We start from the raw sequence: 21,480 nt of genomic DNA, 5'->3' as shown, positions 1-21,480 counted from the left end.
CCGTACCGACACGCAGGACAACAAAAAGCGGCGCTCTTGCCCCTTACGCGTGCCGCAGGAAGTCAATCACCAGGCGGTTGAATTCATCGGCATGCTCCCATTGCGCCCAATGGCCGCACTTGGAGAAAACGTGCAAACGCGCGTCGTCGATGTTCCAGAGCAGCTTCAAACCGTGGTCAAGGGGAACGAAGCGATCATCGCGCCCCCAGGTAATGAATGTCTTGGCCTTGATTTCTCCAAGTCTGGCAGTCACATCCCAGGTTGAAAGCGGCGCCTTTTGTGCGCTGATGAGGAAGTTCTTCAGGTGTTCCGGTTGGCGCTGAATGGCTTCCCAGCGGCCCTGCAGCAACTCCTCGGTGATAAGGGACTGGTCGTACAAAAACACCTGAAGCATCTGTTTCAGCGTCTCGTAGGACGGCTCGGCATACAGCTTGAACAGCAGCTTGATGCCTTCCATCGGCATCGGCGCGAACATGCTGGGGCCCAGGCCGCCGGGCCCCATGAGGATCAGTTTGCCGATGCGGTCGGGGTATTCGAGCGCGAAGTTCAGCGCCGTGGCGCCCCCCATCGAGTTGCCGACCAGGTGCGCCCGGTCGATGTCCAGCGCATCCATCAGCCCTTTGACGGCACGGGCGTTGACCAGGCCGCGCTGCTCGTCCATCACCACCGCGTCCGACTTGTTGAAGCCGGGCGAATCCTTCAGGATCACCCGGTAACCGGCGTCGACAAACGGTCCGACGTTGCGGTAGTAGTTACTCCAGCCGCCAGCGCCGGGGCCCCCGCCATGCAGCATGATGACGGTTTCGCCGTTACCCGCCTCGTTGTAGTGAATATTGAAATCGGAAAAACCTTTTTCATTTATTTTCACGAACTTGCTGGTAGAACTTTCGGTGAGTGCGGTCATTTTTCATCCTTTAAGTGAGTGGAGTGGAAACTGGTCAGGCGCAGCGCTTCATGCCGCGCCGGGTTTGAAATCATGCGGCGGTCAAGGTCAACCCGCGCTCACGTGCCATGGTCATGGCGGTGTCTTCAATCATGTCTTCCTGGCCGCCGACCATGCCGCGCCGTCCCAGCTCGACCAGGATGTCGCGCGCCGGCACGCCGTACTTCGCACTGGCGCGTTTGGCAAACAGCAGAAAGCTGGAATAGACCCCGGCATAGCCCAGCGTGAGCGAGTCGCGGTCGATGCGGATGACATGGTCCATGATCGGCACCACCAGGTCTTCGGCCACGTCCTGGATCTTGAACACATCGACTCCGGTTTCGATCCCCATGCGCGCGCATACGGCGATGAACACCTCCATCGGCGTGTTGCCGGCGCCGGCACCCAGGCCAGCGGCAGCGGCATCGATGCGGGTGGCCCCGGCCTCGATCGCGGCGATCGAGTTGGCGACGCCCATGGCCAGGTTGTGATGGCCGTGAAAGCCCAACTCGGTTTCGGGTTTGAGCGCGGCACGCACGGCACTCAGGCGCGCTTTCACGTCGTCAGGCAGCATGTAGCCGGCCGAGTCGGTGACGTAGATGCAGTTGGCGCCGTAGCCTTGCATCAAGAGTGCCTGGCTGACCAGCTTTTCTGGGCTGGCCATGTGCGCCATCATCAAAAAGCCCACGGTGTCCAGACCCAGCTTGCGCGATTGGGTGATGTGCTGCTCCGACACATCGGCTTCGGTGCAGTGGGTGGCCACGCGGATGGTGTTCACGCCCAGGTCCTTGGCCATCTTCAGGTGTTCGACGGTGCCGATGCCGGGCAAGAGCAGGGCACTGACCTTGGCCTGCTTCATCAACGGAATCACGGCGCCCAGGTATTCCTCGTCGCTGTGCGCCGGAAAGCCGTAGTTGACGGAGGAGCCGCCCAGGCCGTCGCCGTGGGTGACTTCGATCAGCGGGATGCCCGCGGCATCCAGGCCGCAGGCGATGGATTTCATTTGCTCCAGCGTCATCTGGTGGCGCTTGGGGTGCATGCCGTCGCGCAGCGTCATGTCGTGGACGGTGACTTTTTTGCCTTCTAGCTTCATGGTGGTTCTCCTGCGTGGTTCAGGCGTGGACGGGCTGGAGTGTCAACTGCCCGGCGAGGATTTCCTCGGCAAACATCTCGGCGGTGCGGGCCGCCGCCGCCGTCATGATGTCGAGGTTGCCGGCGTATTTGGGCAGGTAGTCGCCCAGGCCCTCGACTTCCAGGTAGACCGAGACGCGCAAGCCGTCGAAAACCGGGCCGTTGACCAGCTTGTAGCCGGGCACGTACTTCTGCACCTCTTTGATCATGGCGTGGATGGACTCGGTGATCTTGGCCTGATCGGGTTCGCTCTCCAGCAGGCAGTGCACGGTGTCGCGCATGATCAGCGGGGGCTCGGCCGGGTTGAGGATGATGATGGCCTTGCCCTTTTTGGCGCCACCGACCTTTTCGACCGCGCCGGCGGTGGTGCGGGTGAATTCGTCGATGTTCTTGCGCGTTCCGGGTCCGGCGGACTTGCTCGAGACGGTGGCGACGATTTCGCCGTAGGCCACCGGCTGGACGCGGCTCACGGCCGCGACCATGGGAATGGTGGCCTGGCCGCCGCAGGTGACCATGTTGACGTTCATCTCGCCTTTGCCGACATGTTCCTTGAGGTTGACCGTCGGCACGCAGAAGGGGCCGATGGCCGCCGGGGTCAGGTCTATCATCAGGGCGCCGAGGGCATTCACCTTGCGGCTGTTGTCAGCATGCACGTAGGCGCTGGTGGCATCGAAGACGATCTGCACGCCGTCGGCCTGCATGTGGGGAATCAACCCATCGACACCGTCAGCGGTGGTCTTGATGCCCATCTCGCGGGCGCGCTTGAGGCCGTCGGATTCGGGGTCGATGCCGACCATCCAGATGGGTTCCAATACCGGGCTGCGCTGCAGCTTGGCCAGCAGGTCGGTGCCGATGTTGCCGGGGCCGATCAGGGCGCATTTGATTTTTTTCGTCATGTGCTGAAATTTCCGGAAAAGTCAGTGAAAGCGCACCGAGCAGCCGCCGATGCCGCCGATGGTGACGCGGAAATGGTCGCCGGCCTGGGCCGGGAACATGGCGGCCAGCGCGCCGGAGAGAATCACCTCGCCGGCTTTCAGACCGATGCCCAGGCGGCCCAGGGTGTTGGCCAGCCAGGCCACGGAATTGACCGGGGAGCCCAGGGCGGCGGCGCCGGCGCCGGTGGCGATGATCTCGCCGTTTTTCTCGAGCACCATGCCGCAGGTCATCAGGTCGATCCTGCGCGGGTCGGCGGCGCTGCTACCGAGCACGAACATGCCGCAGGAGGCGTTGTCGGCCACGGTGTCCTGGATCTTGATTTTCCAGTCGCCGATGCGCGAGTCAACGATCTCGAAGCAGGGCATGACAAAGTCGGTGGCAGCCAGCACGTCGGCGTTGGTGACGCCGGGACCCATGAGGTCCTTTTTCAGGACAAAGGCGATTTCCCCTTCGGCCTTGGGCTGGATCAGGGAGGACATGGCGATGCTGCCGCCGTCGCTGACGATCATGCCGTCCAGCATGTAGCCGAAGTCGGGCTGGTAGACGCCCAGCATGTTCATCACGGCCGCGCTGGTAACGCCGATTTTCTTGCCGACGACGCGCTCGCCGGCCTGCAGACGGCGCGAGATCATCCGTTGCTGAATGTGGTAGGCGTCCTCGACGGTGATCTCTGGATGGCGGCTGGTCAACGGCTCGACCACGGTGCGCGTGCACAGCGCGCTGTAGAGCTCGTCACCCAGCGTTCCGATCAGTTCAGGGGTCATGGCGTTTCTCATTCCAGGTCGGGGCGTTCATTGCTTTGAGGCAGCTCTCCCAGGCCCGCTTCCGCGCCCCGGGAAGGCATCTTCACTCCTTGATCAAGCCTTCGGCGCGAAGCGCTGACTGTACCGCTTCACGGCCTCCAACACGGCCTTGGAAGGCCTGCAGCGAGGGCCAGGGCGAAAGATCAATGTTGACATATGCGCTCCAACCGAGCACGACGAACAGATAGATGTCGGCCACACTCAGTTGGTCGCCCAGCAGATAAGGCGCATGTTCGAGCTGTCGTGCGACCTGCCCCAGGCGGGTGTTCAGGCTCTGCCGCACGGCGTTTTTCCACTCATCGCTGGAGGCAGGGTTGAACAAGGGGCTGAAGCTCTTGTGCAGTTCGCTCGAGATGAAGTTCAGCCATTGCTGCAAGTGGTAGCGCTCGAAGCTGCCGTTGGCCGGCGCCAGCTGCTTGCCGGGGACCTGATCGGCCACGTATTGCACGATGGCCGGGCCTTCGGTCAGGGTACGGCCGTCGTCAAGCTGCAGGCAAGGCACGTACCCGGCCGGGTTGATCTCCAGGTAGTCCTGCCCGGAGGCAGTCTTCTTGCTCGCAAGATCGACCTGCACCAACTCGAAGTTCAGGCCCGCCTCGCGCAATGCAATGTGCGGTGACAGGGAGCAGGCACCAGGGCTGTAGTAAAGTTTCATGCAGGGATTCCCGTGCTATTCAGGTTGTTGTTCATGCTTTGTTGCGCGCAGCTGCTTTGTCGCGCACAGACTTGTGGCCCCACATGCTCGGACTGTCGTGCCTCACCACAACCCAGGAGCGGTCAACGGTACGGGCACTCCAGCCATACTCGACCTCTACTCCGGACGGGGTCGAGGCATAGAACGACACCATGTGGTCATTGGTGTGGCGCCCCAGCGTGGAGGTGATCAAGCCGTCCGCGTCAACCCGATCAAATGCAAAGCCGACGTCATCGAGCGAGGCGACTTCGAGCATGAAGTGATGAATGCGTTTTGGCAGCGGGAATGCCGCAATTGCCAGGGTGTGGTGGCGTTCGTTGCAGTGCAGGAAGTACGCAGGAACCGTCACGTCCGGCCCCATTTTCATGTCGATGACGTCAGACAACTGGAAGCCGAGCACGTCGGTATAAAACGCCAGCGCCTTGTCCGAATCCGGAACGCAGCGCACGAAATGCCCCAGCCCTTGCTCGCCGGTCAGGAAACCCGACACGGCCGCACCAGGCAGGAACGGTTTTTCGAACACCTCGCTGGCGCCATAGTAAATTTCCAACGGCAGGCCAAACGGGTCGGCAAAGGTGATCAATCCGGTCACCCCGCGGCGCCTGGCCAATGAGGCATCGCCGGTGGTGACTGCGATACCGGCCTGTTTGAGCTTGTCAGCCATCTGCGCCAGCCCTGCCGCATCGGCCACCTCGTAGCCGGCAAAGGCCAGATCGTCAACCTCGCCCTGCTGAACGGCGATCCGCCAGGCTCTCGAATCGATGCGGAACAGGTCGCCGTTGTCGGTCGTGCCCGCTTCCATCAAGCCCAGTTTCTGCGTCAGAAACGAACGCCAAGCAGCTACGTCGCTGACCGCAAACCCCATGTATCCCAAACTTCTGATGCTCATTACTGTCTCCTTCGTCGATGCTTAGGGATGGATATTCAGCTGTTCGAGCAAGTCATTACCTCCGGCACCCGAGAAGAATCCACGAACGCCCAAGCCACCGTCGTAGTTCAGCAAGGCCCCGGTCGCAGGCGCCGCATCGCCTCGGGTGGCAAAAAACACATAGGCCCCGGTGTACTCTTCGACCTCGGGCATGCGACCAATCGGCAGCACCGACTTCAGCATGTCGGCCAGCGGTACGGTCGAAATCGCCTTGCTGCCCATTCCCAGCGAGGAAGGACCTCTCAGATCGCTATTGATGCCGCCCGACCCCACGCCGTTGACGCGCACGTATGGCGCCAGCTCGAACGCCAGTTCACGCACCAGGCCCACGATGGCGTGCTTGGCTGCGGTGTAAAGAGGGCCGCCGCCATTGGGATAGAAGCCCGCATTGGAGATCGTGAAGATCACGTTGCCACGGCTGGCGACCAGGGCCGGCAGGCAGGCCTTCACTGCATGGATATAACCCTTGACATTGATGTGAAAGACCTCATCGAACGCGGCATCGAGGCTCTCTTCGGGCAGGTCGACCAAGGCCGTCGAGTAATCCCAGATGCCTGCATTGGGAATCAAGGTGTCGATTTTCCCGAACCTGGCCACGCAGCGGCTGGCAGCCTGTTTCTGGTCTTCCAGTGAACGCACATCGCCGACGATGCCGAGCACGTTGTCGCCATGATCGGTTTCCAGCTCTGCAAGGCGCTCTGCCGACTTGTCGAGCACCGCCACTTTGGCGCCTTCGGCCACGAATCGGTCCACGAGCGCGCGCCCTAATCCGGAGGCGCCCCCCGTGATCAGTACCGCTTCACCTTTCAGTTTCATTTTTCCAATCCCCTTTATTGTTAAAGCGATTCGCCGGTCATGCGCATCAATTCGGTTTGGCTTTGAGTAAATCCCGCAGGTTCGAGCCGACGTCCTGCAGTTGCTCGGCGGAAACAGAAACCCGGGTGCCGACCAGTCGGGTCGCCACAGAAAATTCCCTGGTGGCATTGATCGCCGTCGCGGCCTCGACGCAGCCATCAAGCAGCCTGAGCAACACGATTGGCTGGCCGCTCTGGGCGTCGCCGCGTACGACGATCTCGCCGGGCCCTTCGGCATCGCCAATCATCTGGATGCGGTGGCCTGCAATCTCCGTCCACGAGGTCGGCACCTGGGGCGCCGGCACGGGCTGACTCAACATGGCGCTGGCCGCGATTTCGGCCTCCATCTGGCTGTTCAGGTAGGTCTCCAGCGAGCGCTGGCCCCCTTGACGCAGCGGCCAGGCGGCGACGTCACCGGCGGCGAACACCTCTGGACACGAGGTGGCGCCGGTGGCGTCGACCAGCACGCCGCGCGCGCAGGCGATGCCAGCGGCACGGGCCAGCTCGTCCGCCGGCTCGGCGCCAATGCTGACCAAGACCACATCGGCGGGCACCCGGCGCCCGTCGGCGCAGATCACGGCGCGCACCTGCCCCTGGCCTTCGAAGCGCGCGGCCTGTGCATTGCGCTCCACGCGGACACCCATGCGTTCCAGTTCGGCCCGACACCATGCCCCGGTCCGGTGACCCAGCACGCGCACCAGCAACTCGTCGCCGGCTTCCAGAATCGTGACATGGACACTCAGCTTGCGGGCGGTGGTCGCCACCTCGCAACCGATCAGGCCTCCGCCGACGATGACCAGCGACTGGCCCGGTTGCAGCGCCTGCCGCAGCGCCTGGCTGTCGGCGAGGTCTCGCAAGGTATGGATGCCTGCCAGGTCGCCACCCCGAATCGCCATGCGCCGGGCGCGCGCGCCGGTGGCCAGCAGCAGCCGGTCGTAGGCCAGCGGGGCGCCCGATTCAAACTGAATCTGGCGGTTGGCCAGATCCAGGCAACTCACCCGTCGCCCGAGCTGGACATCCACATGGGCCGATGCGTACCAGGCGCTGTCCAGGATTGCAGGCGGCTCGGGCTGCTCGCCCGCCAGCACCGTCTTGGACAGCGTGGTCCGGTCATAGGCCTGATGCGACTCATCCCCGAGCAGGTGGATGCGCCCCTCGTATCCCTGGGCGCGCAGTGCGCGCGCAGCCGTCGAACCGGCCAGGCCGGCGCCGATGATGGCGATGGTGTCGATCATGGCGCCAGATACCCGGCTTCGAAGTCGACCAGCACGTCATTGTCTTCGATGCGGATCGGAAATATCTTCAGTGCCTCACAGGGCGGCGGTGATTTGACCTTGCCCGTGCGAACGCAAAACTTCCCCATGTGCAGTGAGCATTCCACCACGTCACCTTCAAGATAGCCGCCATCGGACAGGGACCAGTCGCCGTGGGTGCAGCGGTCCTGTGTTGCGAACAGCTCGCCATCCACATTGAAAATCGCGACGGAGGTGCCTCCACTTTCGACCTTCAGGGCTTCGCCTTCGGGCACATCTCTTCGATCACAAACTCTGGTAAATTTCATAACGCTTCTTGTAATTAGTTAAAAGGGTTAAATCGCCTGGGGCGAACAGTCACTGTTGGTGGCTGAAGAGTAATTCAAAGTGTCCTCAGCGATTTCGACGCCAGGGCACGCCAGGCATGCAGGCCCCAGCCAATCCACAGCACATGGATCACCAGCGTGACAAGCCCGAACCACAAGGCTTCGTGGCTCCACACGATGCTGTAAAAATCCCAGAGGCCATCGACCACTTCCGTTGCGATGACCACTGGAATAACGGCCCGATAACGGCCCGGATCGCGGGCGCCCCACAAAGCGACGGCCCCGATGGCGCCCAACTGGAGACCGACCACCGCCCAGGCATCCTGCAGCAGGGTGAAAATCGGCGCACCCACGTGCAGTTCTACGCCTGGATACATCCTGCCAAACAAGCCCAACGTGCTGAAGGGAAGCGTGCCAATGAGGTTGATGATGTAGAAGACGCCGATGGCGATCAAAAACAGTCTTGCATTTTTCATGGCAGCATCCTCATTGAGGCCGGTTCAGCGTGCTGGGCTAGAAGAACATGCCCAGGTTGTTCGACAGCAAGGTACTGGCGTCGAGCAGGATGGTGCGCTTGGCGATGCTGAAACCAAGGTTGTTGTCGGCGCGGCGCAGCACGTCCCGGCGTTCGCCCGCGAAGATGTCGACCTGGCGCTCAAGCCGATTGCGGTACAGGATGAATGCGGAATTGACCTCGAAGGTATCCGGCGTGGCCGTCTCCTTGACGATGACGTTGGAGACCAGGTGGCGCGTGCGGGAAGGCGGGTTCTCCGCCCAGCCCACGTCCGAGGTCACCTTGCGGATGCGCCCGTACATGGTTTCATGGGTTTCATCGAAATGGGCTAAATCCTGGTCGCCGGAATATTCCAGCTCGCCCTCCCGGATCATGCGATTGGTGCGCAGCGGCATGAAGTAGTGGATATCTTTGTCCAGCAGGGCAAACCAGGCCTCGTAGGCCCGGTGGTCAAGCAACTGCGCTTCGCGGTAGTAGAACTGCTCGATCTCGTTCTGCAACTCAAGGCCAGCCGCCTTGCTTGGCCATTCAAATGTTTTGAAAAAATGCGGGGATGGATTTGTCATAACAGTTATCTCCAAGTAAATATCAGGGGACGGAACCTCGGCGCGCCGTCTGCACATGCACGTCCAGCCCACCATGTTGAATTCTTCCGGTTGACAGATCTAACGATTGCGTCTTGATCAGGGCTTGAGCGTGGCCCAGCTGGGCTCGGACATCATGCGCATCCAGTGGTGATACATACCCCGCGCCGCTTCTTCGGCGTAGACGTAGCCGACGTTGCCAGGAAAATCAGGGTGACCGGTCTGCGACCGACCCAGGCCCATCTGGGCATTGAGCGGCTGGCTCTTGGCCTTGTACCCACGTAGCCCCTTCTGGATCTCCACCCAGTTCTCGCCATCGTCCTGCTCAAACACGCCGCCTGCGGAGAAGTTGCGGATGTTGTGCCGGCGATATTCTTCCTTGATCTCCGCCGGGGCGTCGGCATCGACCAGGGTGAAGGCCCACACCTCGATTTCATTGGGACCACGCGGGTGCCAGGTCCGGATGTTGTTGAAGGAGGGCAGGAATGAACAGGTCGGGAAGATCGTCATGTGCTGGCCGACCATGCGTCGAACCGGCATGCCGGTGTGCCCCAGGCGCTGTTCCGCAAGCTCGGCAGCCGGACCCTCGGTCCAGTACTGGGTGACCTTGGGGCCCATCACCGCCAGGAGTGTGCCCGGCTCGTCGACATACCAGCCCGAGCCGTGCCCGCCCCAAGCGGCCCGGAACTGATTGCCCTTGGTGGGTATCTGCGCCTGGGAGAGGTCCATTTCCGGCGGAATGCCCGCCAGGATGCCGGACAGGTGCGTCATGGTGCCGGCGTGGTACATGTCACTGCAGAACTGCTCGGCGGCAAACTTCCAGTTGCACGGAATCACCCACTTCTGCATGCCGCCGATGGCCACAGTCCCGGCCGGCGTGCGATCCAGCATGACGTCCATATAGGGGCGGGCGTCACCGAGGTAGGTCTCCAGGTCTGGCGCCTGCACATCCCAGTTGGCAAAGACCAGGCCCTTGTAGGTTGCCACGCGTGCCTGGAGCGGGCCCCATTCGGCCTTGTCAAAGCCGCAGTCGCCTTCTTTCTTGTCGCAAAAGGCTTCCTTCTCGAACGGCACGTTCACCAGCTTGCCGGCGATGTCGTAGGCCCAGCCGTGATAGCTGCAGGTGAAAGCCTTGGCGTTGCCGGCGTCCGAGCGGCAGATACGCATGCCGCGGTGCCGGCACTGGTTCAGGAACACCTTGATGCTCTTGTCTTTCTGTCGCACCATAACCACCGGATCTTCGCCCATGTAAGTGGCCAGGAAGTCCCCGGTTTCAGGCACATGACTCTCGTGCCCAAGTAACAGCCAAGAGCGACCAAAAACCCGCTCAAGCTCCAGCTCATAAAGACTCTGATCGGCGTAGATGCGTGGATCAAGCAGCCCTTTTTCCTGATCGACCAACCCCCGGATCGCCTCCGGCGTCCAATTGGTAACCCACTTCACAGGGGCTCCCTGCACTTCTTTGATTGCTGAACTCATGATTTAACGTCTCCGTTGAAATGCCCTTGGCAGGGCGGAAAAAATACCAACCTCTTCCATCACACAAAAAAGATACCTGCGATGTTGGCGTCACCGCAACAAACCGAATTGCCGAACCACCGAAATTGATGACTCAATATGCATCCGCAACAACTCAGTACAGCGCTCGGCATCACGCGCGAGCGCGCTGTCACGAAGCGCCAGATGCTCCTCGTGCACGTTTCTGGCAGGCCGGTTGTGCATCGCCGTCAATCGGCGGTAGCGCTCCATTTGCAAATACAGGATAGACAGGAACCGCTGGGTCCAGGCGGATGAACAGGCTGAGATCAGGGCTTCGTGAAAGTCGCGGTTGGCTTGCTCCCACTGATTGAACAAGTGAACCGGATCGCGCATCGTGCGCTCGTCGAGGAGCGAGAGCCGGTGATACGAACTGACAACCCGCGCCTCCCATTCGGCGTCGCCATTCAGCACACTTTGGCGCAGCGCTTCGCACTCAAGCGCGATCCGCGTGGCGGCCAGATCACGCATGTCATCCAGAGACATGGGGGTCACATGAAATCCACGCTGGGCCTGTGTCTGCACCAGGTTATTGGCCACCAGCAGGGAAAGCGCCTCCCGCACGGTCCCGCCGCTAACCTCATAGCGCGACTTGAGATCTTCAATGGCGAGTCTGGAGCCAGCAGCGAGTCGCCCCTCCACGATGTCCGCCCGCAACCGCTGAAACGTCGCCTCAATCAGGCTGCGCACGTTCGCGATGGGCACCGGCGACGCATCCGCAAATGACTTGTCGCCTCCCATGGTGAGGCTGTTTGGAGTTCTCGCATTCATTGCATTTCTCACCTGGTCATTACAGAAAATTTCCCCACATTTCAGCGCGGACTGAATCAGGCTTCGATAGCAAGTGGCTCGTCATAATGTCGATATTATTATCGACATTCGACATCCATACCTGAGTGAAAACCCTAGGAAAGGTCTTAGTACGGGTTTGGTGTCCATCGCTGCGATGCCCTCGGCCAGTGCGGTGCGCCGCACCAGATGCACGGCATGCACAGATTCGTCGCTGTCGTGCACCTCGGCACCCACGATCTTGCGGCTGTACAAATCCAGGATCAGGTACAGGTGGAACTTGACACGACTTGCGGTTCGGGCGATCCCTGACGGGTTTCAGCCGCTCCCACATCGTTTTGGATGATCCTAAATCCGGCAGTTGCTCGACCGTGATCGGGCGCTGAGCCAGTCCAGTTGCGGCTTTGCGCGGTTTTGGCACACTCACCCGATGGGTGAAGCAAGACGCAAGGCGCTGGCGGCGCGTCCAAGGGCAGGCCATGAGCCCGTCCAGCCGCAGATCGTGGACACGCTGGGCGGGCGCATGCACGTGCGCTGGGACGAAGGTGCGGCGGCCACGCCGCACGGCCAACTGGTGTTCTTCGCGGAATTCCTGGCCGCCACCGGCGTGTTCGAGCGTTGGGTGTCCGCTTGTCCACTCGTCTACCGCAGCGGCAACGCCCCGGACAAACGTGACGTGCTGGGCACGCTGATGCTCGGACTGCTGGCCGGGCACCGACGCTACGCGCACATCACCGCCCTGCGAGGCGACGCTGTGGCCGCGCAGGCCCTGGGCATGAACAGAATGGTCAGCGAGGACGCGCTGCGCCGGGCGCTGCAGCGCATCGACGAAGCCAGCAGTGCGGCGTGGCTGCGCCCGAGCCTTGCTACTTCAGTGCGCGAGGTGCTCGACCAACCCTGGGTGCTGGACATCGACGCCAGCATCAAGCCGCTGTACGGGCACCAAGAAGGCGCGGAGATCGGCTACAACCCCACCAAACCCATGCGGCCCAGCCATGTGCTGCACACCTTTCTGGTGGCCAACTGACCTTGCCCTCGTTTCGTGTAGCTCTTAGCCCGACGATTACGCGGCCTTTTTGCGCTGTGCCTCGTACCAGCGTTGCTCGAACTGCATCGGGCTGAGATAGCCCAGTGACGAATGCAGCCTGCGGTGATTGTAGAAAGCCATCCAGTCCATCACAGCCTGTTTGGCTTGCTCTCGGGTGGTGAACTTGTGTCCATGCACGCTGGCCGTTTTCAGCCGGCCCCAGAAGCTCTCGGTCGGTGCGTTGTCCCAGCAGTTGCCCTTCCTGCTCATTGACGAGCGCATCTTCCAGTCTTTCAACGCCCCCTGGAACTCGCCGCTGCAATACTGGGCGGATTCAATTGGTCGTCGCAACACCTTCAACCAGGAGGTGTTTATGGGGCGACCCGCAGGATGGATGAAGCAATTGACAGGGAGAGATGCGATGCGATCTCCGGGGGCGCCTTCGCTTCGGCGAGAGGTCGAGCGCCAGTTCTGGGTACAGATTGCAACCGGAATCACCAGTGAGAGGGCAGCTGAGGCGGTTGGCGTATCGCAGGCGGTGGGCTCGCGCTGGTTCCGGCATCGTGGAGGCATGCCATTGTTCATGTCGAAACCTGTATGTGGGGTCTCCTCGTTTTCAGTGCAATAAGTGACGGTACGAAAAGCTAGCACTGGCGCGGAGGTGGTGTTGGTAGATCGTTGATTTCATTGACTTTCCTGTTCACTTTCAAATCTGCGATTCGTGGCGTCAAACCGTGGTCGGTTTCATCCATTGGTGCCAGTTATCGATGCATTTGGCCGCGAAGGCAGGATTTGGTCAGCATAGCGGTCAACCGGGAAGCGAAACACACCCCGCAAGTTGATGCTCTCCAGCCTGGTGGGCGCAATCTTCCCGATCAGTTCCGGTGGAATGACCTGGCGGCGGTTCGACCAGCGATCCAGGACCGCCTGCATCTGTGAGGTATTCCACGCCATCACGATGTTGGCCATCAGGCTCAACGCATCGGCCACAGCCTGCATTTCATCGACACGTTTGGCCTGCGCCGGGCTGATCCGGCCGGTATAAATGGCGCGCTTGAGGGCGTTAACAGCCTCGCCCCGATTGAGCACCCGGCGCAACTCGTTCCTGAAAGCGTCCTTGACAAAGTAGTCAGCCAAAAACGCCGTACGCAGCAACCGCCCCAATTGCACGCCAGCCTCATAGATTGGATCGCCCTGGGCGGCAGAACCGAACCGCGCAAGAGCTGCCACCGCACTGGCATGTCCGCTCATGACCGAGGCTGCCAGGTGCACCAGACTATCCCAATGCTTTTCGATCAAAGCGACGTCGACATTGGCTTCGCACACCGCAGCGATTTCTGCGGGCACTTTGGTGCCGCGTGGCACAAAGAGGTGGCGCTGTTTGAGTTCCTTCAACCGCGGGCAAAGATCAAAACCAAGCAAACGGGCATGTGACATGGCAAAGTCGGTGTAGCCATGGGTATCCACAGCAAGCTGGCTGGTCTCCAGCTTTTCTTGGCGGATGACACCTTCAATGGCCACGCCCGCCTGGCGCTCATTGAGCACAAAGGGCTGCGCATGGAAGATGCCCCACCGGTCTTTTACATGGGAGTAGATTCCAATGGAAGGTGTGTTGCGCCGAGGATCAAGCCGGGCTTGCCACACCCGTTTGGTGGTCTCCATGGTCATCATGTCAGAAGATGCCAAATCGGACCGCCCCCAGGTGGCGGCAATCGGGTGTCGCTGCATGAATTCCAGCACAGCCTGGCAGGCCTGGCTCAGACGCCGTTCGTCCCGCGCCCAGCGCATGGCCTGGCGAATGCTGGTGGCAGACAATTGCGGAATCATGCGCGCGCATTCGACCGCAGTCAGACTGGTGCCGTGGGCCATGATGCCGGCATAGACCATCAGCAGCTCGTCGGTAGAGCGCGGCTCACGTCCGAGCATGATCCAGCTAAAGCGCACCTGGGCGTCAACGGCCAGAATCACTTCCGGCAATTGAACCTCACCGATGCGGTGATCCAAAGCCGCGCGCAGCTTGGTCACTTCTGGGTCTTCGTCCTCTGCGGGCAATGGCGACAAATGGAGTTCATCATCCACGCGCAGTACGCCACTGCGGGCTGCAGCGGCCACCGCATCGACACCGGCAGTTACTCTGGCCAGCAAAGGCTTCAAGAAAGTGGCAGCCTTGCTGGGTAACGATAGACGGGCATAGTGTTTCTTGGACTCTGCCTGCCAACGCTCGTCCGTGAAGAACAAGCGCGCACGACCCCGAAAGCTCAGGCTGTGCTCAATCCAGACCGAGCCATTGCGCACCGCGCGGCGCAGGGCAAACAGGGTGGCCACCTCCAACGCCTGAAACGCCCGTTCCCGGTCTGGGCTGGAGATCGAAACCTGCCAGATCATTCCCAGACTTGGTGCCACCACTTCAACTGGCAGCTTTCTGGATCCTTTGAGATATAAAGCTTGCAGCTTGGCAAGGTACTCGATGGCAGGATGCTCGCCGGTGGCCTGCCAGGGCAGCTTTGCAATGGCGACGAGCAACGACCGCACGGGGCGAATTCCATCAATCAATCCCTCGCGGACCAGGGAGGCCCTGCTCGGTGGTTTGCGTTTCTGGGTTTCGGTGATCAAGGCTTCAAGACGGGCACGCAACTCAGCATCTGGCACCGCACCTTGCGCGCTCAAGGCAACAAGTTCGCCGAGCAGCGTTTTGTACATTGCGGCCCAATTGACGGTAGCGGGGACATCGGCGGCAGCCTGACGCCACAGATCGGCGATCCGGCGCTGCACCATAAGGATCAACTGGTCTGTGGTGGTGAACAGGCAATACCGAAGAAAGCATGCGACCTCCACGGTGCGCGCTGGCTCTTTGATCTTGGCTCCGGCTGAGGGCGGCCTGGAGACAAGTCGGCGCGCGTAGCGGCGCAAGATGAGATCGGGGATGTCTGCCAGGTGCTTATGAACGTCCAGCGTGTAAAGCAGGTCGATGCGCTCCAGTACCTCGCTGATTTGGCGGGTTGAGTGTTTCGCCGGTGCAGCCCATAGCCAACTCTGCTGGGTTTGTCCATCTGGGCGCAGCTCTGAAACTGAGGCTCGCCAGCGATCAAGTGTTGCTGGATCAACGCTGGCGGCGATGGCGGTGCCTGTTTCAACTTCAAGCTGGGCAAGTGCCGCCGCAATCAGTGTCCGAATTGCCCGCTCGTGCACGATCACCAGCTTGTTCTTGTACAGCCATTGACGCGCCCGCACGAGTAGCTGATCGCGGTCGGCGCAGCGCGCCACTTCGTCGCGCAGTTCACGTACCAGTGAGCGGCGCTGGTGCTCGCTCATCCACTGGAATCCAAGGACCGTGCAGGCTACTTGTTGGTGATCGAATAGCGTGCGCCCGCGTTCATACATGGCTCTCAGCGAGGCGACTTCTGGTGCTGCAATGCCAAGCTCGTTGCCAAGGTGGCGCCACAAGGCTACTGGAATTACCCGAAAGGCACCGAGCAAACGCCCACTCATGCGCAGGAAACCAATATGGAGCGCCAGACCAAGCTTGTGGGAATCACCTCGGCGTGCATTGATTGCGTCGCGCTCGGCACCATCGAAGGTGAAAAATGCCTTCATCTCGAAGTCGCTGATATCGCGGGGGAGCCCACGCATCCCCAAAAACGTTGTGTGCCAACCCTGCATCGTGAACCTCAAAAGTGGGAGGCCACCATACCCGTTTACAAAGCGAACAGGAAAGTCAATGAAATCAACGGTCTACCCAGACCACCCCCGCGCCAGTGCTAGCTTTGCGTACCGTCACTTATTGCACTGAAAACGAGGAGACCCCGAAATGGCGATGCGAGATCCAGGCGGGCAGGGCGGCCGCCATCGTCGGAACTGGCGATGGTCGACCGCGCCGGCGTGCATCGCCGGAAATGGCGATGCTGCAGCTCGACGTGCGCGGGCCTGGTGGCATCGTCGGATGCGGCGATGCTCGAGCAAAAAAAAGCCGCCTCGGGGTGCGAGGCGGCGATGACTGCCGGCGGCCAGGGAGGGAGGAAACCGCGCGTGTGGTTGCAGCCCTCCGGGACTTTAGCCGATGCGTGCCGCGCGGCGCGGGCGTTCCGGCTGCTGCTGTTGCTTCTCCGCACGCTCCTGGCGCTGCTCCTGCTGCTGTCGGCGGCCTTCCTCGATCAGCACCTGGCCCACGGCTGCGCCGACCTGGCGCTTGAGGCCGTCGCGGCCCAGCTCGCTCTTGTTCGCCAGGTCGTTGAAGTCGGTGAAGCCCTTGGGGTTCGCCTGCTGCTCGCCCGGCGCGAAGATCGGGAAGATGGCCTTGCCGCCTACGGCCTTCGCGGCTTCCTCGGCCTTGGCGCGGCCGGGGTTGTGGCCGCGCTCGATCTCCTGGGCCTTGTCGTCGTCGCCGGCGATCACGATGGGCTTGTCGGGGAACTTCTCGCGCAGGGCGCGGGCCACGTGCGGCAGGTTGCCCGAGTCGAACGCGGCCACGGTGGCATGCCCCAGCCCTTCGGCCAGGCTCGCGGCCGTGGCATAGCCCTCGGCGATCACCAGCGCCGGCGCTGCGGCCAGCGCATCCATGCCGCCGACCGGGTGGAAGCATCCTTCCTTCTTGCTGTCCTTGGCGAACCGCTTGGTGCCGTCCTCCTGGATGTACTGCATCGTCCACTGCTTGCCGTCCACGTCGAAGGCGGGGATGTAGGTTTTCTGGCCCTCGCGGTCGGTGAACACGCCGGCGTGGGCCTCGATGCCCTTGGCTTGCAGGTAGGGCGTCGGCTGCTCGACCGGCACCAGGTCGGGCATCTGGCGGCCGACGCGCTGCGCGGTGGCTTCCTGGAGCTTGTCTTGCTCGGCGGCACGCTGGGCCAGCTTCTCGGCCGCCTCGGCCTGGAGCTTGGCCTTCTCCTGGTCGCTCAAGGCGTAGCCCTTGCTCTTCCAGGTAATGTCCGTGCCGGTCTTGTTGTTGATGATCCGGCCGGCCGGGTGGCCGTCCAGGTGGCCGACATAGAAGCCATCGAGCGTGCCCTTCTTGCCGCCCTCGACCGGCACGCGATGCCGCTTGCCGTCCATGATCGGGTGATCGCCCTGGGCGTTGCTGCCGGTGAACAGGCCGGCGCTGCGCATGGCCTCGGCGAACTCTTCCCTTGGCGTCATCGCTGGCCCCTGCTGGGCCTGCACGTTCTCGGGCTTCCACTGTTCCAGCTTCGCCATGTCGGCGCGAGGGCCGGCATACCAGGACTTCGCGGCCTTGTCCCAAAGCGCGCCGGCGGCCTTGGCGGCGTTGCGCTGCTCGTAGGGCACGGCAAGGTACTGCCGGGCCTGCTGGACGGCCTGTGCGGCCTTCTGGCCGCCGTCCTGGGCCTCGGGTGCCTGCTGGGTCGGCTTGGCCTCTACGGCCGGCGTAGCGGCTCCCTGCGACCATTTGGCGAAGGGGGCCGCATCCACTCCCGCCGGCACGTACCAGGACTGTTCCTTGCGATCCCAGCGCGCTCCGAGCTGCTTGGCCTCGTCCTTCTCTTTGAACGGCACGCTGATGTACTGCCGTTCGGTTGCCTGGCTGGCCTGGGCCGGCTGCTGGTCGGCCGCAGCCACGCGCTGTTCCTGCGGTGCCTGGTGCTCCACGGAGTCGCCGCGCTCGTCATCGACCCGCTGGGAGTTCTTGGCTTCCTCGGCCGCGACGAACGCTTTGGCCTCCAGCGCCTTCCGGGCTTCTTTAGCCGCTGAAATGTCCTCGTCGGTGCTGTTCGGGTCGCGGCGGACGCGATCCTCTTGCACGCGGGCAAGCCGGGTCGCCTTCTCGTACTCGTCCGTCTGCGAATTGGCGTCGATCAGCGCCAGGCGGTCGGCCAGCTCGTCGGCCTCGCCCAGCGTGCGGGTGGCGGTGAGGTAGGCAAAGGCATCCTCGCCGAACTGCGCTTCGCCCTTCCGGGCGTACAGGTGGTACGCCTCCGGCGTCTCCGTGGCCAGGTCGGCGGCCCGCGTCTCGCCGTCACGCTCGACCACGCCGACAACCCGCACTTCACCCGTCCAGTCGTGGGGCAGGGGGAAGCCCAGCGCATCGTCGGCCGCCAGGTGGAAGGCTTGGCGGTCGCGCTCGCGTGAATTGGTGTTGCCGGTTGCCAGGTCAAGCCGCGTTGCAGCGACTACGGCATCCGGCCGGCGCTCTTCGACCAGGTGATCTATTGCGTCGTTGATCTTCGCTTCCAGCGGCTCCAGGTCGTAGGGCAGCTCGTGCCGCGTCCAGAACTCGTTTTGCGTGTTCATCGGCTGCATGCGATCCAGCACGTCCAGGGCGCGGTCGATCTGCTCCAGGGTCGCGCCTTCGAGCGCACGGCCCACCGTGCCCAGCTCGACGTGCTTCAACATCCAGGCTTCGGCCTGGTCGGTCTGCTGGGGTACTTGCATCGTGGCCTCCTGACTCGCAACGGTTTGACGGGCATCGCGCACGGCCTCACGCCAGGCGTTCGACGCGGCCACGAAGGCATCGCCGGCCTTCTGCACGGCCTCATCGTCGTGCTGGGTCTTGTAGCGGGCATCGCCGGCGTTGTTCTCGCCATAGGCGCGCACCAGCTCGCGCTGGAAAGCATCGTCGGCAGCCTTCATGGCCTCGTGCTGCTCGGCCGTGCGTTCGGCCACGGACAAGGGCTTTGCCTCTTGCTCCTGGGCCAGCGCCGGCAGGGCCAGCAGTTGATCGGGCGCGTAGCTCTCCAGCTCGGCCAGGCTTCTGACCTGGTGCGGTTGTTCGTCTTGTTCGTGGAAGGCAAAGATGCGCTCGCCATCCGCCCACCGCGATTGCGCGTCCAGGTGAGAAACGATCTCCTGGCCGTGCTCGCGCAGCTCATCATTGAGCTGCTGGGCCTCGGCCTGCTGCGAGGCGATGCTGTAGATCGGCTCCAGGCCGTTCTTGACGCGCCGCTCGTCGGCGTACTGCTCGGCCTTGGCGTTGATCTGGCGGGCGATCTCTTCCGGCTTCTGGTCGCGGCCATCGGCATCGCCGATCACCTGGTCGCCCAGCTTCAACGTGACGTAGCGCCGGCGCTCGGCGTCGTCGTGGTAGCCGGCCGACAAGCGCCGCTCGCCGTTCGGGGTGGTCATGGTGCCCAGCGGCCCGACACCTTCAAAGGTGCGATGGACGGAATCCACACGGCCAGGCTCTTGCAAGCCGCTGTAGGCAACCTCCCAGCCGTGTTTTTCGACCAGGGCCTGGAGCGTCAAATCGGAGTAGTGCTGCTCGGGCTGCTGCACCTGGGCCTGCTCTTGTTCCTGAACCTGCTTCTGCTCGAAGGCCAGCACGTAGTCGTGAATCTTCTCGGCGTCGGCAGCGGCGCGGAACACTTCCAGCGGCTCGTCTTGCAGGGCCTTGATCCAGGAACCGACATAGGCGGCGTGCTGGCCCGGATCGTGGCCGATGCCCAGCTCGTCGCCGACGATCATGGAAGCGATCTCGGCGCGCAGCTCTTCCTTGGCGTACCCCTCGGAACCGAAGGGATGGGCCAGGTCGCGGTCAAGGCGGGACGGGTGGCCCGTCCAGTGGCCCAGCTCATGCAGGGCGGTCGCGTAGTAGTTGTCGGCGGTGGGGAACTGGCCCCGGTCGGGAAGGTGGATGCTGTCGGTCGCGGGCCGGTAGAACGCGCGATCACCAGGCGCGTGCGTGATCGACGCACCGGACGCTTTCAGGATGTGCTCGGCGCGCTCGACGGCGCTCCAGGTCTGTTCCTTCTTCTGGATCGGCGGCAGGCCGTCGATCTGCTCGGCGTTGAACACCGTGGCGAAGAACACGCGCGGGCGTTCGAGCTGCACGGTTTCCTTGACCGGCTCGCCCTTCGCGTTGAGAACGGGCCGGCCGCTCTCATCGACCTTGTTCTGTTCCTCGCTGAACTTCCAGTATTGGACAGGCGTTCCCTTCTCGCCCTTGCGAACCTGCGCGCCCACGGCGGCGGCCTGCTTGTAGGTCATCCAACGGCCATCGCTGCGGCCCTGGGCCATCAAGTGAATGGCGTTGATGCCCTTGTACCGCTTGCCGGTGGTCGGGTTCATCGGCAGGTAGGCGTTCGGCTCGCCAGGCTCCCACGGCCGTTGCCACGGCGCGGTGCCTGCCTTGAGCTGCTCGATCAGTTTTTCGGCAACGACTTCATGAAATGGCTTCTTGGGTTCCATTGCTTCATCCCTTCGGAATAGTTCGTTGATCTGCGGAAAGGTCTGCTGCGTCCTGGAACGGTCGTGAAGGCCATCCGCGACCATGCACACGATGTTGTGCAGGTCGGCGACTTGCATGGGCCGCACGCGGGCGATGCAGGTTTCCATGAATGACTGCTGGCCGCGCTCCAGCACCTGGGCCTGGCCCGCGTGCTGGCCGGGCGCGATGCTTTCGCAATGCAGCGCCCAAACCTCTTCCGCGCGCACGTCCATCGAAGCGCCGGCATAGCGGCGGTTGATGTCCTCCCAGCGTGGTTTCAGGCTCGGTTCCTCGCGGGCGGCGATCAGGCCGTCCAGCAGGGCGCGTTTCTCGGCCGGCTTGAAGGTGTTGGCCCCGTAGTGGCCCAGCACTTCATGCCGCAGCGTCAGCACCAGGTCGGCGGCGTCGTCCATGTTCGCCAGGGGCACGTCCACGCGGCCACGGTAGGCCCGGCCGTTGTGGATCGTCTCCTTCGGGACATAGCCGCCCTTGAGGTCTGCCGGGACTTCTGCTGCCCGGTGGCCGTACAGCTCGCCGGTGTTGTCGCGGAACCGATAGGCCAGCTCCAGCGCGCCGGGATAGTCTCGGACGAACGCCAGGGTGACGGCTTGCGCCTCGGCCTGGTTGATCGGCATGGGTTAGCCCTCCTGCGCCTTCTTGCGCGCGATGGCCTCGTCCAGCGATTCGCCCGGCTTCCAGTCGTACAGCTCGCGGATGTTGGTCGTATTGACGAAGGGCGGAAGGTCGTCGCTCGGGCCGCCTTCGGTGATGAAGGCCGGGGCCTGGTCGTCGCCCTGCGAGGCCAGGGCCGCCAGGTCGTCGCCGCTCTCTGCGGCGTCCTGCTCGCTCAATGCGTCCTCCACGAACGCGCCGGCGCGCTCGGCTTCCTCGGGGTCGAACTCGGCCTGGTAGCCGGGCGTCGCCGCGTCGGCCAGCTTCTCGCGCAGCGCGCCGGCGGCGGCCGCGTTGTCGTCAATGGCGGGCAGCTCGGGCAGCACGTCATCGGCCTGGGTGGTGTTTTGCTGGTTCAT

Annotated in this window: 17 protein-coding genes and 3 pseudogenes; 2 read left to right on the top strand and 18 right to left on the bottom strand. The window is 62.7% G+C overall.

All coding sequences use genetic code 11. From position 1 onward, the window contains the following. Positions 1-43: 43 nt before the first annotated feature. The 14 genes and pseudogenes from bphD to CF68_RS39275 form a co-directional block, all read right to left on the bottom strand. On the bottom strand, positions 44-904 hold the full coding sequence (bphD, locus tag CF68_RS33545; protein WP_011494293.1) for a 2-hydroxy-6-oxo-6-phenylhexa-2,4-dienoate hydrolase: 861 nt from the start codon (positions 902-904) through the stop codon (positions 44-46). Between the two features lie 70 nt (positions 905-974). Further along, positions 975-2,015 carry a 4-hydroxy-2-oxovalerate aldolase BphI gene (bphI, locus tag CF68_RS33540; protein WP_003450974.1) on the bottom strand — a complete coding sequence of 347 codons (1,041 nt, stop codon included), beginning with the start codon at positions 2,013-2,015 and terminating at the stop codon, positions 975-977. A gap of 19 nt (positions 2,016-2,034) precedes the next feature. Further along, positions 2,035-2,949, bottom strand: coding sequence for an acetaldehyde dehydrogenase BphJ (gene bphJ / locus CF68_RS33535; RefSeq protein WP_003450975.1), 915 nt, complete (start codon positions 2,947-2,949; stop codon positions 2,035-2,037). A 21-nt stretch (positions 2,950-2,970) separates the two neighbouring features. After that, complete coding sequence (dmpE, locus tag CF68_RS33530; RefSeq protein ID WP_003450985.1) at positions 2,971-3,753, bottom strand: 2-oxopent-4-enoate hydratase; 783 nt, start codon at positions 3,751-3,753, stop codon at positions 2,971-2,973. Between the two features lie 82 nt (positions 3,754-3,835). Further along, complete coding sequence (gene gstA / locus CF68_RS33525; RefSeq protein ID WP_003450988.1) at positions 3,836-4,447, bottom strand: glutathione transferase GstA; 612 nt, start codon at positions 4,445-4,447, stop codon at positions 3,836-3,838. Positions 4,448-4,478: 31 nt separating this feature from the next. Next, on the bottom strand, positions 4,479-5,375 hold the full coding sequence (bphC, locus tag CF68_RS33520; RefSeq protein ID WP_011494295.1) for a biphenyl-2,3-diol 1,2-dioxygenase: 897 nt from the start codon (positions 5,373-5,375) through the stop codon (positions 4,479-4,481). Positions 5,376-5,396: 21 nt separating this feature from the next. Beyond that, complete coding sequence (bphB, locus tag CF68_RS33515; protein ID WP_011494296.1) at positions 5,397-6,230, bottom strand: cis-2,3-dihydrobiphenyl-2,3-diol dehydrogenase; 834 nt, start codon at positions 6,228-6,230, stop codon at positions 5,397-5,399. A 46-nt stretch (positions 6,231-6,276) separates the two neighbouring features. Beyond that, a complete protein-coding gene (locus CF68_RS33510) occupies positions 6,277-7,503 on the bottom strand; it encodes an NAD(P)/FAD-dependent oxidoreductase (protein ID WP_003450997.1) in 1,227 nt (408 codons plus the stop codon). Beyond that, positions 7,500-7,829 carry a non-heme iron oxygenase ferredoxin subunit gene (locus CF68_RS33505; protein WP_011494297.1) on the bottom strand — a complete coding sequence of 110 codons (330 nt, stop codon included), beginning with the start codon at positions 7,827-7,829 and terminating at the stop codon, positions 7,500-7,502. Before CF68_RS33505 ends, CF68_RS33510 begins: the two co-directional genes overlap by 4 nt. A 74-nt stretch (positions 7,830-7,903) precedes the next feature. Continuing rightward, positions 7,904-8,323: a BphX family protein gene (locus CF68_RS33500; protein ID WP_003451002.1), complete on the bottom strand. Its 420-nt coding sequence runs from the start codon at positions 8,321-8,323 to the stop codon at positions 7,904-7,906. Between the two features lie 37 nt (positions 8,324-8,360). After that, complete coding sequence (locus tag CF68_RS33495; protein ID WP_035827513.1) at positions 8,361-8,927, bottom strand: aromatic-ring-hydroxylating dioxygenase subunit beta; 567 nt, start codon at positions 8,925-8,927, stop codon at positions 8,361-8,363. A gap of 117 nt (positions 8,928-9,044) precedes the next feature. After that, complete coding sequence (locus CF68_RS33490) at positions 9,045-10,424, bottom strand: aromatic ring-hydroxylating dioxygenase subunit alpha (RefSeq protein ID WP_035827510.1); 1,380 nt, start codon at positions 10,422-10,424, stop codon at positions 9,045-9,047. Between the two features lie 90 nt (positions 10,425-10,514). Beyond that, the gene (locus CF68_RS33485; protein WP_011494300.1) at positions 10,515-11,252 is read right to left on the bottom strand and encodes a GntR family transcriptional regulator; all 738 of its coding nucleotides are present in this window, start codon (positions 11,250-11,252) and stop codon (positions 10,515-10,517) included. Positions 11,253-11,372: 120 nt separating this feature from the next. Then, positions 11,373-11,549, bottom strand: a pseudogene (locus tag CF68_RS39275) (IS3 family transposase); the annotation flags it as partial. 223 nt (positions 11,550-11,772) lie between these two features. Between CF68_RS39275 and CF68_RS35645 the strand changes: the two are divergent. Further along, positions 11,773-12,297: a transposase gene (locus CF68_RS35645; protein ID WP_199577093.1), complete on the top strand. Its 525-nt coding sequence runs from the start codon at positions 11,773-11,775 to the stop codon at positions 12,295-12,297. 36 nt (positions 12,298-12,333) lie between these two features. On the opposite strand, the pseudogene CF68_RS33475 reads toward CF68_RS35645, so the two are convergent. Further along, a pseudogene (locus CF68_RS33475) lies at positions 12,334-12,627 on the bottom strand (integrase core domain-containing protein); the annotation flags it as partial. Between the two features lie 64 nt (positions 12,628-12,691). Here CF68_RS33475 and CF68_RS36815 point away from each other — a divergent pair. After that, positions 12,692-12,901 (top strand): annotated as a pseudogene (locus CF68_RS36815) (IS30 family transposase); the annotation flags it as partial. Between the two features lie 140 nt (positions 12,902-13,041). Here the strand turns inward: CF68_RS36815 and CF68_RS33470 are convergent. From CF68_RS33470 to CF68_RS33460, 3 genes are all read right to left on the bottom strand, one after another. Beyond that, positions 13,042-15,957, bottom strand: coding sequence for a Tn3-like element IS1071 family transposase (locus CF68_RS33470; protein ID WP_003158660.1), 2,916 nt, complete (start codon positions 15,955-15,957; stop codon positions 13,042-13,044). 390 nt (positions 15,958-16,347) lie between these two features. Further along, complete coding sequence (locus CF68_RS33465; protein WP_012478234.1) at positions 16,348-21,084, bottom strand: zincin-like metallopeptidase domain-containing protein; 4,737 nt, start codon at positions 21,082-21,084, stop codon at positions 16,348-16,350. Between the two features lie 3 nt (positions 21,085-21,087). Further along, entirely contained in the window at positions 21,088-21,480 is a 393-nt protein-coding gene (locus CF68_RS33460) for a hypothetical protein (protein WP_012478235.1), read from the bottom strand.

The organism is Cupriavidus sp. SK-4, assembly GCF_000611125.1.
Taxonomy (GTDB): Bacteria; Pseudomonadota; Gammaproteobacteria; order Burkholderiales; family Burkholderiaceae; genus Cupriavidus; species Cupriavidus necator.
The sequence above is the reverse complement of the archived record's forward strand: the minus strand, read 5'-3'. Positions and strand labels throughout refer to the sequence as shown.

What these genes read in the sequence shown, in the direction of transcription:
- CF68_RS33460 (WP_012478235.1), bottom strand. Translation starts at nt 21,480, where the DNA reads ATGAACCAGCAAAACACCACCCAGGCCGATGACGTGCTGCCCGAGCTG.
- dmpE (WP_003450985.1), bottom strand. Translation starts at nt 3,753, where the DNA reads ATGACCCCTGAACTGATCGGAACGCTGGGTGACGAGCTCTACAGCGCG.
- bphD (WP_011494293.1), bottom strand. Translation starts at nt 904, where the DNA reads ATGACCGCACTCACCGAAAGTTCTACCAGCAAGTTCGTGAAAATAAAT.
- bphC (WP_011494295.1), bottom strand. Translation starts at nt 5,375, where the DNA reads ATGAGCATCAGAAGTTTGGGATACATGGGGTTTGCGGTCAGCGACGTA.
- CF68_RS33505 (WP_011494297.1), bottom strand. Translation starts at nt 7,829, where the DNA reads ATGAAATTTACCAGAGTTTGTGATCGAAGAGATGTGCCCGAAGGCGAA.
- CF68_RS33485 (WP_011494300.1), bottom strand. Translation starts at nt 11,252, where the DNA reads ATGAATGCGAGAACTCCAAACAGCCTCACCATGGGAGGCGACAAGTCA.
- CF68_RS33495 (WP_035827513.1), bottom strand. Translation starts at nt 8,927, where the DNA reads ATGACAAATCCATCCCCGCATTTTTTCAAAACATTTGAATGGCCAAGC.
- CF68_RS33500 (WP_003451002.1), bottom strand. Translation starts at nt 8,323, where the DNA reads ATGAAAAATGCAAGACTGTTTTTGATCGCCATCGGCGTCTTCTACATC.
- bphB (WP_011494296.1), bottom strand. Translation starts at nt 6,230, where the DNA reads ATGAAACTGAAAGGTGAAGCGGTACTGATCACGGGGGGCGCCTCCGGA.
- bphJ (WP_003450975.1), bottom strand. Translation starts at nt 2,949, where the DNA reads ATGACGAAAAAAATCAAATGCGCCCTGATCGGCCCCGGCAACATCGGC.
- CF68_RS33490 (WP_035827510.1), bottom strand. Translation starts at nt 10,424, where the DNA reads ATGAGTTCAGCAATCAAAGAAGTGCAGGGAGCCCCTGTGAAGTGGGTT.
- CF68_RS33470 (WP_003158660.1), bottom strand. Translation starts at nt 15,957, where the DNA reads ATGCAGGGTTGGCACACAACGTTTTTGGGGATGCGTGGGCTCCCCCGC.
- CF68_RS33465 (WP_012478234.1), bottom strand. Translation starts at nt 21,084, where the DNA reads ATGCCGATCAACCAGGCCGAGGCGCAAGCCGTCACCCTGGCGTTCGTC.
- gstA (WP_003450988.1), bottom strand. Translation starts at nt 4,447, where the DNA reads ATGAAACTTTACTACAGCCCTGGTGCCTGCTCCCTGTCACCGCACATT.
- CF68_RS33510 (WP_003450997.1), bottom strand. Translation starts at nt 7,503, where the DNA reads ATGATCGACACCATCGCCATCATCGGCGCCGGCCTGGCCGGTTCGACG.
- bphI (WP_003450974.1), bottom strand. Translation starts at nt 2,015, where the DNA reads ATGAAGCTAGAAGGCAAAAAAGTCACCGTCCACGACATGACGCTGCGC.